Raw genomic sequence first — 15,409 nt, 5'->3', positions numbered from 1 at the left:
CCGATGCCGAAACCCCTGGTCAAATCAGGCGCGGAGATCAACGGCTACACCATCGGCGAATGCGTCCATGCCGGCGGCATGGCGACGCTGTGGACGGTCACCCATCCCGGCATCGACGTCCCGCTGCTGATGAAAATTCCGCGGGTGTCGGAGGGTGAGGACCCCGCCGCGATCGTCTCCTTCGAGATGGAGATGATGATCCTGCCGCGGCTCGCGGGCCCGCACGTGCCCTCGTGTTTCGGCACCGGCGATTTCGCCCACCAGGCCTATGTCGTGATCGAGCGCATCCCCGGGACCACGCTCTACAAGCGGCTGGCCGACCTGCCGCTGCCATACGAGGAGGCGCGGCTGCTGGTCGCGAAGATCGCGACCGCGCTCGCCGATCTGCATCGGCAGAACGTGATCCATCACGACATCAAGCCGAGCAGCATCATGTTCCGCGAGAGCGGCGAGGCGGTGCTGATCGACTACGGCCTGTCGCACCACAACCATCTGCCCGATCTCCTGCAGGAGGAGTTCCGCCTGCCTTACGGCACCGCGCCCTACATGGCGCCGGAGCGGCTCCTGGGCGTGCGCGACGATCCGCGCAGCGACCTGTTCTCGCTCGGCGTGCTGCTCTATTTCTTCACGACCGGCGAGCGGCCGTTCGGCGAGGGCGAGACGCTGCGCGCGATGCGGCGCCGGCTGTGGCGCGATCCGCACCCGCCGCGCGCACTGCGCGCCGACTACCCGCCTTGGCTCCAGGAGGTGGTGTTGCGCTGTCTCGAGATCGAGCCGGTGCGGCGCTATCCGACCGCGTCCCAGCTCGCCTTCGATCTGACCCATCCGGACCAGGTCAGGCTCACGACACGCTCGGAACGGATGAAGCGCGACCCCCTCGGCGTCGCCTGGCGGCGCCGCTTCAACCAGGGCGTCATGCAGCCGCGCGCGAAATCGGATGTCGCAGCCCAGATCGCATCGAGCCCGATCCTCGCGGTCGCGCTCGACACGGCGGAAGGTGCGCCCGAGCTGAACGAGGCGCTGCGCGTCACCACCGAGCGCATTCTCGCCACGCTGCCCTCGGCGCGGCTTGCCTGCCTCAACGTCCTGAAGCTCAACCGCATCGCGATCGACCGGACGCTGGACGAGCAGGGCTCCAACAAGCATATCGACCGGCTGGTGGCGCTCCGGCATTGGGCCACGCCGCTGAAGCTGGACGAGAGCCGGCTGTCGGCTCATGTGCTGGAGGCGGTCGATCCGGCCGCTGCGATCCTGGAATTCGCCGAGGTCAACCACGTCGACCACGTCATCATCGGGGCGCGGCAGGGCTCATTCAGGCGCACGCTGCTCGGCAGCGTCTCGGCCAAGGTGGCCGCGGAAGCGGCCTGCACCGTCACCGTGGTGCGGCCGCCGCGAATGGCGGGTGATGAGGCCGATGCCGGCGAGGCGGCGGGATAGGCGCGCCCGGCGTCGCCGAGAAGAGATCAGGCCGCGTGGGCGGTATGGCCGGTGCGCCTGCGGCGGATGGGCCAGGAGAATTGCGGACCGGGCTCGCCGTGATCCGCGCTGCCGCCGAAATACTGGATGATCTCGCGGCAGGGCTCGCAATTGAACAGGTTACGCGACGCGGATGCCTTGGTCATTTCCTTCAGGCAGTTCGGGCAATGCGGTTTCATGGATTTGATCCGGAAAGGAGGTTCTCAGTGTCGGCGCTGCGAGGGCAACGAATGGTCGAGCTCCGAATTGTCGAGCTCGGCATCGTCATCCATGGCGCCGTCGGCGCGCTCGAGGCGGCCGAAGAAATAATCGAGGCTCGGATGCGGGCGACGCGGAATCCGGCACCTGCGCTTCGGCTGACATTTTACGACCGCGATCTGCATGGACGTCAGCCCCGGCGATGAAGGCGATGGACGCGAGCGGAACGTGCCGCAACCTTCTCCGGTCCGACCGTTGGGCCAAACACCACAAATGCACTGAAACCAAGCCACAACGCCACGCCAGTCCAAACCAGGGTCGTCGTCATGATGTGCTCCCGTCAAAAGCAGGCAGGAGCCAGTAGCGGTGATTTGCGCGAATCAGTGAAGCCCGGATGAGTACGGGTCGCAGTTGCAATTTTAGGCATCGCGCGCTGCGGCACCCGTAAGAGCCGCAGGTTTTCGCCGCTCGTGCAGAGTCCGATGCGGCTCAGATGGCTTCGCCGCGGGCGCCTGCGGCGGCATTGCGGATCGCGGCAATATTGGTCCTGTAGGCGTCCTGCGTGCCGCCCCTGAACACGGAGGTGCCGGCGACGAAGGCGTTGGCGCCGGCCGCGGCGAGCGCGCCCGCGACGTCGGGACCGACCCCGCCGTCGACCTCGATGTCGATCGGACGGCCCGCCGTCATCGCGCGGATGTCGCGGATCTTGCCGATCGCGGAGGGAATGAAGGCCTGGCCGCCGAAGCCGGGATTGACCGACATCACCAGCACGAGATCGACCAGGTCGATGACGTATTCGAGTACGCCGATGGGCGTGCCCGGATTGAGCGAGACGCCCGCCTTCTTGCCGAGCGCGCGGATCGCCTGGAGCGAGCGGTGCAGATGGGGACCTGCTTCCGCATGGACCGTGATGTGGTCGCAGCCGGCTTTGGCGAAGGCCTCGAGGTAGGGATCGCAGGGCGAGATCATCAGGTGCGCGTCGAACACCTTCTTGGTGTGCGGGCGCATCGCCTTGATGACGTCGGGGCCATAGGAAATGTTCGGGACGAAGTGCCCGTCCATCACGTCGAGATGGATCCAGTCGGCGCCGGCGGCGTCCACCGCGCGCACCTCTTCGCCGAGCCTGGAGAAATCCGAGGCCAGGATCGAGGGGGCGATTGCCAGGGGGCGGGGGGTGAAGGCTTGGGTCATGGCGCTGTTTCCCGTGGCGGCCGGAAGAGGAATGGGCCTCGCCTAACATGGGCCTTCGTGGCGGGCAATGCAGGACAGGCGCGCTGCCTGTGGGCGGAAATTTCTGCCGTCTGCGGCACGAATTGCCGATATCGCCGGGCCGCGCCAGGTGCGCTGGAAGCGGAATTCATTGAGCTTTTCGCGCTGGCACGGCGCTTGCTGACTTCCTCCCCGGAACATTGACCGCGGCATGCCGCATCGGTTGGAGTTGTGCAATGCTGTTTGCTCTTGGCGCCGTCTCGACGGCGCTTGACGCGATCCAGTCGCTGACGAACCCGAAATCGTCGTCGTCGACGCAGAAGACGGGATCATCGCAAAGCGCGCCGACCAATCCGTTCGCGATCGACAGCGGCAGCAACAGCACGAGCAGCGGCGCGACCTCGTCGGCCAACTCGGGCAATTGCTCGCAGATCGCGCCGGAGACGATGAGCGCGCTGATCGCCGCGCAAAGCCAATCGTCGGACGGCACCAGCAGCGCGACGACCTCGACCTCGTCGAACTCGTCGTCCTCGACCCGCCGGGACGCTGCGCTGAAGGACCTGTTCTCGCAGATCGATGCGGACGGCGACGGCAAGATCACCAAGTCCGAATTCGAGAAAGCGCTGGGAGCCGGCGGCACCAATCTGGCGCAGGCCGATGACGTGTTCTCGAAGCTGGATTCGAATTCCGACGGCAGTGTCAACCTCGACGAGATGTCGAAGGCGCTGAAGAGCGGCCATCGCGGCCATGCCCACGGTGCCAGCGGCTCCGGCGAGGGATCGGATTCCTCCTCGAAGCCGAGCGGCGGATCGACCTCGACCACGACGACCGCCGCCGACGGCTCGACCACCACCACCGTCACCTATGCCGACGGCTTCAAGATGTCGACGACGGTCCCGGGCGCCTCCAGCTCCCCTAATTCGGCTTACGATCTGTTCGCGCAGTTGATGCAGCGGCAAGGCGGGCAGGGGCAAGGCGCCTCAGCGACCGCCGGCTCGTCGATGTCGATGAGCGTGTGAGCCAAGAACGCTCTCTCGCCAAATTGCGCTGTCATGCCCCGCGAAAGCGGGGCATCCAGTACGCCGCGGCCTTTCGGTTCAATCACAACCGTCTCTGGAATACTGGATCGCCCGGTCTTCGCCGGGCGATGACACCTGATGTGACGGGCGTTCAACTACCCACCAAACCGGTCCCGCCATGCCGGCTGCGCGCCGCCGAACGGCAGCGCGGTTGCGCAATACACGCCGCGTGCGATTGCGCGCGCGACCACGTTGGCGGCGACGGTGCCGAGCTCGGTGAGGCCGACCAGCGGCTCGATCGACTTCTCGCAGGTCGCAGCCGCGTACAGCACGTCGCCGTCGGTCGGTGCATGCACCGGATAGATGGCGCGCGCGAAGCCGGTGTGGGCGATCATCGCCAGCCGCTTGGCCTGGGGCTTGGTCAGCACCGCGTCGGTGACGACGGCCCCGATGGTGGTATTTTCGCGCGCGCTCGCGGCGGGACCGCCCTTGATGCGCATGCGGAGCATGTCGTCGGTGAACTTGTCGGGCAGGCCGCGTCCGCCGTATTCGCCGTCCACCTCGAACGGCGCCGCCCAGAACCACGGCCCGTTGCCGACGGTGACACTGCCCACCGCGTTGACGGCGACGATCGCCGCGACCTTGACGCCATCAGGCGTCACCGCCGAGGCTGAGCCGAGCCCGCCCTTGAACGTTGCGGTGGTGGCACCTACGCCCGCGCCGACGCTGCCGATCGCGAAGTCCGTGCCGGCGGCGGCTGCCGCGGCGTAGCCGAGGTCGCGATAGGGCGAGAAGCGTCCCCAGGCCTTGTCGCCGCCGTTGAGGAGATCGAACAGGATCGCGCCCGGCACGATCGGGATCAGGGCTTCGCGAACCCGGTGACCGCGGCCCTGCTCGGCGAGCCAGGCCTGCACGCCGCCGCCGGTATCGAGGCCGAAGGCGGAGCCGCCCGACAGCGCGATCGCGTCGACGCGTTCGACGGTATTGGCGAGATCGAGCAGTGCGTCCTCGCGCGTGCCGGGGCCGCCACCGCGGACGTCGATCGCCGCGACCGCGGGGGAATCGAAAATGATCGCGGTCGTGCCGGAGGCGACTTTGGCATCCTCGGCATGGCCGACGCGGACGCCGGCGATGTCGGTCAGCAGATTTTTCAAGGTGGCCTCGCGCGCTGATGAGGAGTTCGCTTCTGCGATAGCGCAGAGATGCCGCAGGCTCAACTGGCGAGCGCCGTTCTGAGCATCTTGGCCAGCTCGGACTTGCGGTAGGGCTTGGCCAGCAGCAGCACGCCGGAGTCGAGCCGGCCGTGATGGACGATGGCGTTCTCGGTGTAGCCCGAGGTGAACAGCGTCTTCAGATCGGGGCGGCGGCGGGCCGCTTCATCGGCGAGCTGGCGGCCGTTCATGGCGCCCGGCATGATGACGTCGGTGAAGAGCAGGTCGATGTCCTTGTCGGCGTCGATGATGGTGAGGGCGTCGGCCGCGTTGGCGGCTTCGAGCGCGGCGTAGCCGAGGCTCTTGATCTGGGTCACGACATATTGCCGTACCAGAGCGTCGTCCTCGACGATCAGGATCTTCTCGCTGCCGCCGGCGACGGGCGCGTTCTGGAGCGCCTCGAACTCGGTCTCCTGCACGCCGGTGGAGCGCGGCAGGTAGATCTTCACGCTCGTGCCGTGGCCTTCCTCGCTGTAGATCTTGATGTGGCCGCCGGACTGCTTGACGAAGCCGAACACCATGCTGAGCCCGAGGCCGGTGCCCTTGCCGACCTCCTTGGTCGTGAAAAACGGATCGAACACCCGCTCGATCAGATCGGCCGGAATTCCAGTGCCGGTGTCGCTGACCGCGATCATCACGTAATTGCCGGCAACGATGTCGGGATTCATGCTGGCATAACCGTCGTCGAGGAAGACGTTGCGGGTCTCGAGCACCAGGGTGCCGCCGTCGGGCATGGCATCGCGCGCGTTCAGCGCGAGGTTGAGGATGGCGGTGGAGAGCTGGCCGGGATCGACCAGTGTCGGCCAGGCGTCCTCGGTGAGCTGGGGCATGATGGTGATCTGCTCGCCCAGCGTCGGATGCAGCAGCTTGGCGGCCTCGAGCGTCAGCGCATTGACGTCGATCTCGCGCGGCTGGAGCGGCTGCTTGCGGGCGAAGGCGAGCAGGTGCTTGGTCAGCTGCGCGCCGCGCTCGGCGGCGTCGTCGATCAGCTTGGTGATGGCGGCGAGTTCGGGACGATCGGCGACCGCATCCGCAAGAATACCGATCGTGCCGGTGATGACGGTCAGCACGTTGTTGAAGTCGTGGGCGACGCCGCCGGTCAACTGGCCGATCGAATCCATCTTCTGGACCTGCCGGAGCTGAGCTTCGGCGGCCTGCTTCTCGGTGAGGTCGCGGCCGATGAAGAAATGGCGCCGCACCGGCTCGGACCAGGTGCCCATCCAGTTCAGCGTGACCTCGTGACCATCGTAGTGATAGTAGCGCGCCTCGAAGCTGCGCTTGACCGCGCCGCGCCGGGCCGCGCGCATCTCGCTGCGCGTCTTCTCGAGGTCGTCAGGGTGGATGAACTCGATCGCACTGTGCCCGACCATGTCGTCCGGGCTGAAGCCGAGGATGTCCTTCACACTGGGGCTGACCTGGATGAAATTGCCGAAACCATCGGTGACCAGGATCAGGTCCTGCGAGGTCTCGAAAATGCGCTGGCGCTCCTCGATCTCCCGATTGAGCGCCATCTCCGCTCGCTTCCGCTCGGTGACGTCGCGGGCCACCTTGGACGCGCCGATGATCTTGCCCTCGGTCGATCGCAGCGGGACCTGGCTCAGCACCACGTCGATGGGTTGACCGCTCTTGTGCAGCCGTACGGTCTCCTGCTGGTCGATGACCTCGCCGTTGCGGGTGCGGGCCAGATTCTCGGCGACATCGTCACGCTGATCGTCCGGCATGATGATGTCGATGGAACGGCCGACCGCCTCGTCGGCGGAGTAGCCGAAGACGCGCTCGGCCGCGCTGTTCCAGGTCGTGATGGTGCCGTCGAGCGACTTGGTGATGATGGCGTCGTTGGAGGATTCGACGACGGCGGTGAACAGCCGCTCGCGCTCGGCGTGATAGTCGCGCTCGGCGTCCGATCGGCGCTTCAGCGCGCCGACCATGCTCGCGGTCTGCGCCTGGAGGCGGACATTCTCGACCAGGAGCACCGCGAGCACGAAGGTCGCCGCGCAGAGGCCGTAGAGGCGGCCGACGTAGAAGCCGAGATCGAAGCGCGCGACGTTCACGATCGCCGAGAGCGCGATATCGAACAGCCAGGCGCACATCACGACCATGAGCCAGACGTCGATCACCGAATGCGGCCTGCGGAACCAGAGCGAGACGAGGGCGGCAAAGCTGAGCGACCATACGAAGGATACGACGCCGATCATGTCCGGCATGTAGTGGCCGTCGCGCAGCAGGACCGGGAGCAGATCGTGCCAGGCGGTGACGATCCAGGCGAAGACGGCCATGGCGGCGGCGACGCCGAACACGATGGCGCAGATCGCCCTGATTGTCGTGCCGCGGATCCTGGCGCCGCCGTCGGCCTCCTTCAGCCAGGCATAGCCCAGCACGAACACCGGGAAGCCGCCGTGCCAGATCATATAGAGCCAGACCGTGGTTTGCCCGCCCGCGCCGAAAAGTCCGGTCGGGGTGAACAGTCCGGGGAAGGTGAGGGCATGAACCAGCGCCGCGGCGGCGGTGAACAGATAGCCGCTCGCGAGCCACAGCAGCGCGCGGGTCCGCAAGACCGAAAACTGCGACAGCAGCAGCACCGCGGTGACGATGTCGCTTACGGCGAGGGCCGATTGATAGCTCGCGACAAAGGCCGGGACGGGCAGGAGCGGGGTACCCGCGAAAGGGACGGCCAATGCGAACAGGATTGCGGATATGCCGACGATCGCCAATGCGGCGGTGCGGTCGGTCGAGGTGGCCGGCAGGGTCGAAAGGAATGTGCTTCGGTCGATCGTCGCGGGCACGTCCACCTCTCGCAGACCGGTCTTCGCCATTTTCATCGACGTCATTCGGATCCCCGCAGGCCGGCGCTATGGTAGCGGGTTACGGGCGCACATCTTGAACTGTTGCGGCCGCGACTCAACCGAAGGTTACAGATTACTTAATTCTGGTGGGACCACGGAATAGGGGTCGGGTAAGATGCGCTTTACTGGACGGTGCCATAATGCCCTCCCGCCGGAGTGGGTTCCAGGTTTGAATCATCGATTTTGATCGATATCCGGGAGTTCTTCCCTATGCCCCGTGTTCTCATCATCGACGACCAGAAGGACGTCCGTGCGATGGTCGCGATCGTGCTTCGGGTCCATCGCTTCGAGGTCGCGGAGGCCGAAAGCGGTGCGGCCGGGCTGAAAACCTTCGCGGAAAGCCCGTTTGACGTGGCGATCGTCGATATCTTCCTTGGCGACACCAGCGGCGTCGACGTCATCGCGAGCCTGCGGGAGCGTGCGCCGGGCCTCCCCATCATTGCGGTGTCCGGGATGACGGCGCTGGATTTCATGGAACAATCGCCTCACCTTGCCAACGTGGTCTGCCTGCAAAAGCCGTTTCGGCCGAACGATCTCCTGCAAGCGCTGCGGAAGGCCCAGGCCGCGGCGGGCGGCGAACTGCCCGCAGCTGTCTGACCCTTGTCCAGGACGCTTGCCCAAGAAGAACGCCCCGGGCAAGCCGGGGCGTGATGATGCTTGGATAACGGCCTTGGGGCCCGGCAAGCGCGTTAGGTGCCGTTGCCTTTGATCTCGGCGTAGCCGCCCTTGGCATCCCATTTGTAGACGACGTAGTCGATCTGCTTGATGTCGCCCTTGGCGTCATACTCGATCGGGCCGATCACGGTGTCCCACTTGCCGGCCTTCATCGCCTCCATCACCTTCTTGGCGTCGGTGGTGCCGGCCTTCTTGGCCGCCTGCGACCAGACCTGCATCGCCGCATACGTGTAGAGCGTGTAGCCTTCGGGGTCGATGTTCTTGGCCTTGAAGGCATCGACGATCTTCTTGGCGGTCGGCTTGTTGCGCGGATCGGGGCCGAAGGTGAACAGCGTGCCTTCGCCGGCCGGGCCGGTGATGGAGGCGTACTCCTTGTCGGCGAGCGCGTCGCCGGCCATCAGCACTGTCTTGAGACCCTGGTCGCGCATCTGGCGCAGGATCAGGCCGCTCTCCTGATGGTAGCCGCCGACATAGACGAGATCGATGTTGTCGCGCTTCAGGCGCGAGACGATCGCGTTGAAGTCCTTGTCGCCCTTGTTGTAGGACTCGTACATCTTCTCGGTGATGCCGGCCTTGTTGAGCGCCTTCTTGGTCTCGTCCGCAAGACCCTTGCCGTAGGTGGTCTTGTCGTTGAGGATCGCAATGTTCTTGCCCTTGTAGTTCTTGGCGATGTACTGCGCCGCGATCAGGCCCTGCTGATCGTCGCGGCCGCAGACGCGCGCCACGTTCCACAGCTTGCGCTCGGTGAAGAGCGGGTTGGTGGAGGCTGGGGTGATCTGGAGGACGTTGCCGTCTGCATAGGCCTCCGAGGCCGGGATCGACGACGACGAGCAGTAGTGTCCGGCGACGAAGGGGATCTTGGCGCCGGCGATCTTTTCCGCAATCGAGCGCGCCTGCTTGGGATCGCAGGCATCGTCCTCGACGTTGAGCGCGAGCTTCTTGCCGTTGATGCCGCCGGCGGTGTTGATATCAGCCACGGCCATCTCGGCGCCGTTCTTCATCTGGCGGCCGAAGGCGGACTCTGTGCCTGTCATCGGGCCTGCGACTGCGATGGTGACATCCTGCGCGAATGCCGCGCTCGACAGCGCGATCGACGCGCCGAATGCCAGACCGATGAGCTTCAGTGATTTCATGAGATACCTCGCGGGTGGTCGCCTGTGGAAGTTGCCGGGCATGCCCGGTCCAAACCGGCGCCATTCTTGAATGAATTCGAGGAGAAGTCACCGGCAAAATACGGGCATTGGCGGAGATATCTCGCCACATTCGGCCGCACGTGGCCCGCCTCAGCCGTGCCGGCCGCCTTCCAGATAGGCGGCCCGAATCTCGGGGCGCTGCAACAACTCGGCGCCGGTCCCGGCCAGCGTGATCAGGCCATTGACCATGACATAGCCGCGATGGGCGAGCTTGAGCGCATGGTTGGCGTTCTGCTCGACGATCAGGACGGTCAGGCCGTCCTGCCGGTTCAGGGTGCGGATCGCATCGAAAATCTGGCGCGCGATCAGCGGCGCGAGCCCGAGCGAGGGCTCGTCGAGCAGGAGCAGGCGGGGACGGCTCATCAAGGCGCGGCCGATCGCCAGCATCTGCTGCTCGCCGCCGGACAGGGTTCCGCCGCGCTGGGCGTAGCGTTCCTTCAGCCGTGGAAACAGATTGAAGACGCGTTCCAGCGTCGCGTCGCGCTCGGAATCGGTGCATCCGGTGGCATCGGCACCCATCTGGAGGTTCTCCGCCACGCTCATGCGCGGGAAGATGCGCCGTCCCTCCGGCGATTGCGCGATGCGCAAATGCGCGATCTCGTGGGTGGGCACGTCGGTGATGTCGCGGCCTTCGTACAGGATCTGGCCGGCACGGGCCCGCGGCTTGCCGAAGATGGTCATCATCAGCGTCGACTTGCCGGCGCCGTTGGCGCCGATCAGCGCCACGATCTCGCCGGCATTGATTTCGACGTCGACGCCCTTCAGCGCCTCGATCTTGCCGTAGGCGGCGCGAAGGCTGCGGATCGCGAGCAGGGGAGTGGGTGAAGTCACGACCCGCTCTCCATCACGGCCACGGCTTCTTCCTCGTCGGCGCCGAGATAGGCGGCGATCACCTTGGGGTCGTCGCGGACCGCGCGCGGCGAACCTTCGGCGATCTTCACGCCGTGGTCCATCACCACGATATGGTCGGAGATTTCCATCACCACCGACATGTCGTGCTCGATCAGCAGGATCGAGGTGCCGAGCTCGTTGCGGATCGAGAGCAGGAGCTCGCTCAAGGCGGCGCTCTCGCGCGCGTTGAGGCCGGCGGCCGGCTCGTCCAGGCACAGAAGCGCGGGCTCGGTGCACATCGCGCGCGCGATCTCGAGCCGGCGCTGGTCGCCATAGGCAAAATTGCCGGCGGCATCGTCGGCGCGGTCGAGCAGGTTGACCCGCCTGAGCCAGTCGGTGGCCAGATCGATCGCGCGCTTCTCGGCATCGCGATAGCCGGGCGCACCGATCAGGCCGAGAAAGGTGAGGCCGGAGGCCCGCATCAAGGCGTTGTGCTGCGCCACCATCAGGTTTTCCAGCGCGGTCATGCCGGGAAACAGGCGGATGTTCTGGAAGGTGCGCGCCACCTTGGCCAGCTTGGCGATGCGGAAATCGTTCAGCCGCTCCAGGGCGATCGTCCGGCCATCGTCATGGGTGAGGCGAATGGTGCCGCCGCTCGGCTTGTAGAAGCCGGTGATGCAGTTGAAGACCGTGGTCTTGCCGGCGCCGTTCGGCCCGATCAGCGCGGTGATCTTCTTGCGCTCGGCCGAGAGCGACAGGTCCTGCACGGCAACGATGCCGCCGAAGCGCATGGTCAGCCGGTCGACGTTGAGAATCTTGTCGCCGCTCATCCGTGCCCTTCCTTGACGAGGTCGGAGGAGATCGCCTGCGCCTTGGTCAGATACACGGTCGGCGCGCGATGGCCGACCAGGCCGCGCGGCCGCCAGATCATGATCAGCACCATGGCCATGCCGAACACCAGCATGCGGTAGGTCTCGAGGCTGCGGAACAGCTCGAAGCCCCCGATCATGGCCAGCGCGGCGAGCGCCACGCCGAGTTGCGAGCCCATGCCGCCAAGCACGACGATGGCCAGCACCAATGCCGATTCCTGGAAGGTGAAGGATTCCGGGCTGATGAAGCCCTGGCGGGTGGCGAAGAACGCACCGGCAAAGCCGCCGAACATCGCGCCGGTCGCGAACGCGGTAAGCTTGGTGGTCGTGGTGTTGATGCCGAGCGCGCGGCAGGCGACCTCGTCCTCGCGCAAGGCCTCCCAGGCGCGGCCGATCGGCAGGCGGCGCAGGCGGATCGTCACCCAGTTGGTGAGCAGCGCGAGCGCCAGGATCAAATAGAACAGGAAGACGATGCGGTGGGTCGCTGAGTACTCGATGCCGAGCTTGGCGGCGAGCCCGTCGTCGCTGTTGTCGAGCGGGATGCCGAAGAAGGTGGGGCGGGGAATGCCGGAGACGCCGTTGGGGCCTCCGGTCAGGCTCTGCCAGTTGATGATGACGAGGCGGATGATCTCGCCGAAGGCCAGCGTCACGATGGCGAGATAGTCGCCGCGCAGCCGCAGCACGGGAAAGCCGAGCAGCACGCCCCAGAACGCGGCGAGGATGCCGGCGAGCGGCAGGCAGATCCAGAACGACCAGCCGAAATTGGTGGCGAGCAGGCCGTAGGAATAGGCGCCGACCGCATAGAAGGCGACGTAGCCGAGATCGAGCAGGCCGGCGAGGCCGACCACGACGTTCAATCCCCAGCCCAGCATGACATAGGTGAGCACGAGGATCGCGAGGTCGAGGATGTAGCGCTGGTTATAGAAGATGACGGGCACCAGCAGCGTGAAGATCAAAAGCGCGGGCGCGAGGTAGCGGCCGACGAACGACATCCCGCGATGCACTGCAGGCGGCACCAGCTTCTCGGCGCCGGTCGGGCCGAGCCATTGCCGGAGCAGCTCGATCACGATCGAGCCGCCGAACACGGCGGCGACAAGCGCTGCGACCTCGCCGAAGCGCGTCCAATAAGTGAGCTGGCCGTCGGAACCGGCCTCGGTCCGGACGCCGACCATCAGTGAGAACAGCACCAGCGCGACCAGTGCACTGAGCAGGGATTTCTTCAGGATATAGGTGATGCCGGCGGTGCGGCTTGCGTGCTTGGTCTCGTGCGGAATGGCTGTCACGCGGCGGTCCGTCAGACTTTTTCGACTTCGGGACGGCCGAGCAGGCCGGTCGGCATGAAGATCAGCACGACGATCAGGATCGAGAATGCCGCGACGTCCTTGTATTCGACCGAGAAATAGGCCGACCAGAACGTCTCGATCAGGCCGATCGCAAGACCGCCGAGCATGGCGCCCGGCAGCGAGCCGATTCCGCCGAGCACGGCCGCCGTGAAGGCCTTGATGCCGGCGACGAAGCCCATGAAGAAATCGACCAGACCGTAATAGAGCAGGTACATGAAACCCGCGACCGCGGCGAGCGCCGCGCCGATCACGAAGGTCATGGAGATCGTGCGGTCGACGTCGACGCCCAGCAGGGCCGCCATGGTCTGGTCCTGCTCGCAGGCGCGCATGTCGCGCCCGAGCCGCGTGTGCGACACCAGCCAGGTAAAGATCGCCAGCAGCACGATGGTGGTGATGACCACCATGATCTGGATGTTGGAGAGCTGGATGACGAATCCGTCCGCGCTCTCATGCAGCGTGTAGCCGCCGGTGATGAAGGGCGGGATCGGCTTGACGCGGGCGCCTTGCGCCACCTGCGAGTAATTGGTCAGCACGAACGACATGCCGATCGCCGACAGCATCGGGGCGAGACGGAAGGAATGCCGCAGCGGCCGGTAGGCGATGCGCTCGATGGTCCAGCCATAGAGCGCCGTGATCGCCATCGCGACCAGCAGCACGACGAGCAGGATCACCGGGATCGCGGTCAGGCCGAGCGAGATCAGGATCAGGAAGGTGATCAGGGCGATGAAGCCGCCGATCATGAAGACGTCGCCATGGGCGAAGTTGATCATGCCGACGATGCCGTAGACCATCGTGTAGCCGATCGCGATCAGGCCGTAGATGGAGCCGAGCACGAGGCCGTTGATGAGCTGCTGGGCGAAATAATCCATAGGCTGCCGTTACCCAAACTTGACGCGGGCTCAAAGGGAGCTCTTCGAGAGAGTTCTTGGGCCCCGGCAGCCCTTGAGCATTCTTCTCGTTTTGTAACAGGAGGGAACTGGCGGCCGCAACTGGGCAGGCCTAGGCATAACGGCTTGTACAGAACTCATTTGGTTACGGATGTCGTCTCCCGGTTCCGCAGCTGCGAGGAACCGGGTTCCGCGTGGCAACCAAATCCGAGGGCGGTTGTTAGCTTCCCTCTGACGTCCAACAAGGGAGTTCCCCCCGATGACGAAGCAGCAGAACCAGAATCCGGGTCAGCAGACTCAGAACCCCGGCCAGCAGCGCCCAGGTCAGCAGCCAGGGCAGCAGCAGGGCGGTGGGCAGAAACCCGGACAGCAGCAGCAGGATCCGATGCGCCAGGGTGACAAGCCCGGCCAGCAGCATGGTGGCCAGCGCGGTCAGGACAACTAGTTTGGGAGCCCAGTGAGTGAGCAGGAGTGAAGAAGGGCCCCGCTGCAAGGTGGGGCCTTTTTTTCGCTGCTTGGCGTCGTTCCGGGGCGGCTCGAAGAGCCGAGCCCGGAATCTCGAGATTCCGGGTCTGGTGCTGACGCACCATCCCGGAATGACGACGTGTGCGGGTGCCCCGTTAAGGTAAACAAAGGGTTTAAATTGCCGCCACGGACTGATGCGAGTTAGCTCTCGGCAAAGCCTTCCCATCGAAGGCGCGTGGCAGGCGAAGCGGGAAGCGGCATGTTCAGGAATTGGCGGATCGACTCGGTCAACGGCGCGCTGCTGGCGGCCTATTTCATCCCGGCCTGGACGCTGGTCGCCTTCAACATCATGGTGGCGCCGGTGCACGGCCTCTACGAACGGCCGAGCGTCGCGGTCGCGCTGTTCCTCAGCGACAATCTCCAGATGGCGGGGATGGACACGGTGCGCGCGGCCTGGCTGCTGGCGCTGGGACGGTTGACCGTGGTGGCGTTCTTCGCGATCTACCTCGCGCTGCTGTGCATTCCCCGCGTCCGCAGGAATGGCGGCAGTGACGAGGCGCTCGGCATTGCGCTGGCGATCGGCAGCGTGATCTCGTTTGCGAGCATGGTCATGGCCTCGAAGGTCGGCGAGATGGACGCGCTCCGGCTGCACGCGACCGAGCTCTTGCTGCTGCTGGGGGCTGCGATCGTGATGGTGATCGAGCGCCCTGTGGCGGCTCCCAAGAGCGTCGAGGCCGCCGCGCCGCTAGGTCTTGAGCAGGCCGAGCTCCTGCACAATCGCTGAGGCCTCCTTGACGGCGTGGTTCGCCGCCGGCACGCCGCAATAGATCGCCTGCTGGAGCAGGATTTCCTTGATGTCGTCGGGCGTGAAGCCGCCCTCGGCGAGCGCCGCGCGGACATGCAGGCGGAATTCGTCCCATTGTCCGAGCGCGACCATGGTGCCGATGACCAGCACCCGCCTTGTGCGCTCGTCGAAATGCGGCCGCGTCCAGATCTCGCCCCAGGCGTAGCGTGTGATCAGATCCTGGAAATCCGTGTTGAAGGCATTGCGATTGGCGACTGATTTGTCGACCCAGGCATTGCCCAGCACCTTGCGGCGCACGTTCATGCCGGCATCGCGGCGCTTCTGGTCGTCCATGTTTGTTTCTCCGGATCAGTCATTCCGGGGCGCCTCGAAGAGGCGAACCCGG

Annotated in this window: 16 protein-coding genes; 5 read left to right on the top strand and 11 right to left on the bottom strand. The window is 65.6% G+C overall.

The window, feature by feature from the left end:
- Positions 1–3: 3 nt before the first annotated feature.
- Positions 4–1,437 carry a bifunctional serine/threonine-protein kinase/universal stress protein gene (locus AAFG50_RS28260; protein ID WP_028173397.1) on the top strand — a complete coding sequence of 478 codons (1,434 nt, stop codon included), beginning with the start codon at positions 4–6 and terminating at the stop codon, positions 1,435–1,437.
- 26 nt (positions 1,438–1,463) lie between these two features.
- On the opposite strand, the gene AAFG50_RS28255 is transcribed toward AAFG50_RS28260, so the two are convergent.
- From AAFG50_RS28255 to rpe, 3 genes are all read right to left on the bottom strand, one after another.
- Complete coding sequence (locus AAFG50_RS28255; protein ID WP_028173398.1) at positions 1,464–1,655, bottom strand: hypothetical protein; 192 nt, start codon at positions 1,653–1,655, stop codon at positions 1,464–1,466.
- Between the two features lie 24 nt (positions 1,656–1,679).
- Positions 1,680–1,859 (bottom strand): hypothetical protein, encoded by a 180-nt coding sequence (locus AAFG50_RS28250; RefSeq protein ID WP_028173399.1) that lies wholly within the window; start codon positions 1,857–1,859, stop codon positions 1,680–1,682.
- 304 nt (positions 1,860–2,163) lie between these two features.
- Entirely contained in the window at positions 2,164–2,865 is a 702-nt protein-coding gene (rpe, locus tag AAFG50_RS28245; protein WP_011088426.1) for a ribulose-phosphate 3-epimerase, read from the bottom strand.
- 254 nt (positions 2,866–3,119) lie between these two features.
- On the opposite strand from rpe, the gene AAFG50_RS28240 reads away from it, so the two are divergent.
- Complete coding sequence (locus AAFG50_RS28240; RefSeq protein ID WP_011088425.1) at positions 3,120–3,902, top strand: EF-hand domain-containing protein; 783 nt, start codon at positions 3,120–3,122, stop codon at positions 3,900–3,902.
- 155 nt (positions 3,903–4,057) lie between these two features.
- On the opposite strand, the gene AAFG50_RS28235 is transcribed toward AAFG50_RS28240, so the two are convergent.
- Positions 4,058–5,056: a P1 family peptidase gene (locus AAFG50_RS28235; RefSeq protein ID WP_028173400.1), complete on the bottom strand. Its 999-nt coding sequence runs from the start codon at positions 5,054–5,056 to the stop codon at positions 4,058–4,060.
- A gap of 59 nt (positions 5,057–5,115) precedes the next feature.
- Positions 5,116–7,941, bottom strand: a complete 2,826-nt coding sequence (locus AAFG50_RS28230; RefSeq protein ID WP_074076787.1) for a PAS domain S-box protein — start codon at positions 7,939–7,941, stop codon at positions 5,116–5,118.
- Positions 7,942–8,166: 225 nt separating this feature from the next.
- Here AAFG50_RS28230 and AAFG50_RS28225 point away from each other — a divergent pair, with 225 nt between their 5' ends.
- Positions 8,167–8,553 (top strand): response regulator, encoded by a 387-nt coding sequence (locus AAFG50_RS28225; protein ID WP_028173402.1) that lies wholly within the window; start codon positions 8,167–8,169, stop codon positions 8,551–8,553.
- Between the two features lie 92 nt (positions 8,554–8,645).
- Here AAFG50_RS28225 and AAFG50_RS28220 read toward each other — a convergent pair whose 3' ends face one another.
- The 5 genes from AAFG50_RS28220 to AAFG50_RS28200 form a co-directional block, all read right to left on the bottom strand.
- Complete coding sequence (locus tag AAFG50_RS28220) at positions 8,646–9,764, bottom strand: branched-chain amino acid ABC transporter substrate-binding protein (protein WP_011088421.1); 1,119 nt, start codon at positions 9,762–9,764, stop codon at positions 8,646–8,648.
- A 150-nt stretch (positions 9,765–9,914) separates the two neighbouring features.
- Positions 9,915–10,655: an ABC transporter ATP-binding protein gene (locus AAFG50_RS28215; protein ID WP_011088420.1), complete on the bottom strand. Its 741-nt coding sequence runs from the start codon at positions 10,653–10,655 to the stop codon at positions 9,915–9,917.
- A complete protein-coding gene (locus tag AAFG50_RS28210) occupies positions 10,652–11,485 on the bottom strand; it encodes an ATP-binding cassette domain-containing protein (protein ID WP_011088419.1) in 834 nt (277 codons plus the stop codon). Before AAFG50_RS28210 ends, AAFG50_RS28215 begins: the two co-directional genes overlap by 4 nt.
- Positions 11,482–12,807: a high-affinity branched-chain amino acid ABC transporter permease LivM gene (gene livM, locus AAFG50_RS28205; protein WP_011088418.1), complete on the bottom strand. Its 1,326-nt coding sequence runs from the start codon at positions 12,805–12,807 to the stop codon at positions 11,482–11,484. The genes AAFG50_RS28210 and livM overlap by 4 nt, the downstream gene beginning before the upstream one ends.
- Before the next feature lie 11 nt (positions 12,808–12,818).
- Entirely contained in the window at positions 12,819–13,736 is a 918-nt protein-coding gene (locus tag AAFG50_RS28200; protein WP_011088417.1) for a branched-chain amino acid ABC transporter permease, read from the bottom strand.
- Between the two features lie 277 nt (positions 13,737–14,013).
- Here AAFG50_RS28200 and AAFG50_RS28195 point away from each other — a divergent pair, with 277 nt between their 5' ends.
- Positions 14,014–14,199 (top strand): hypothetical protein, encoded by a 186-nt coding sequence (locus AAFG50_RS28195; RefSeq protein WP_028173403.1) that lies wholly within the window; start codon positions 14,014–14,016, stop codon positions 14,197–14,199.
- A 279-nt stretch (positions 14,200–14,478) separates the two neighbouring features.
- Positions 14,479–15,003 (top strand): hypothetical protein, encoded by a 525-nt coding sequence (locus AAFG50_RS28190; protein ID WP_028173404.1) that lies wholly within the window; start codon positions 14,479–14,481, stop codon positions 15,001–15,003.
- Here the strand turns inward: AAFG50_RS28190 and AAFG50_RS28185 are convergent.
- Positions 14,965–15,357: a carboxymuconolactone decarboxylase family protein gene (locus AAFG50_RS28185; protein WP_011088415.1), complete on the bottom strand. Its 393-nt coding sequence runs from the start codon at positions 15,355–15,357 to the stop codon at positions 14,965–14,967. The two genes, AAFG50_RS28190 and AAFG50_RS28185, sit on opposite strands and share 39 nt — an antisense overlap.
- Positions 15,358–15,409 lie beyond the last annotated feature (52 nt).

It is taken from the genome of Bradyrhizobium sp. B039 (assembly GCF_038965675.1).
In the GTDB taxonomy this organism is placed as follows: domain Bacteria; phylum Pseudomonadota; class Alphaproteobacteria; order Rhizobiales; family Xanthobacteraceae; genus Bradyrhizobium; species Bradyrhizobium diazoefficiens.
This window is presented reverse-complemented; position numbering and strand designations above follow the sequence as displayed.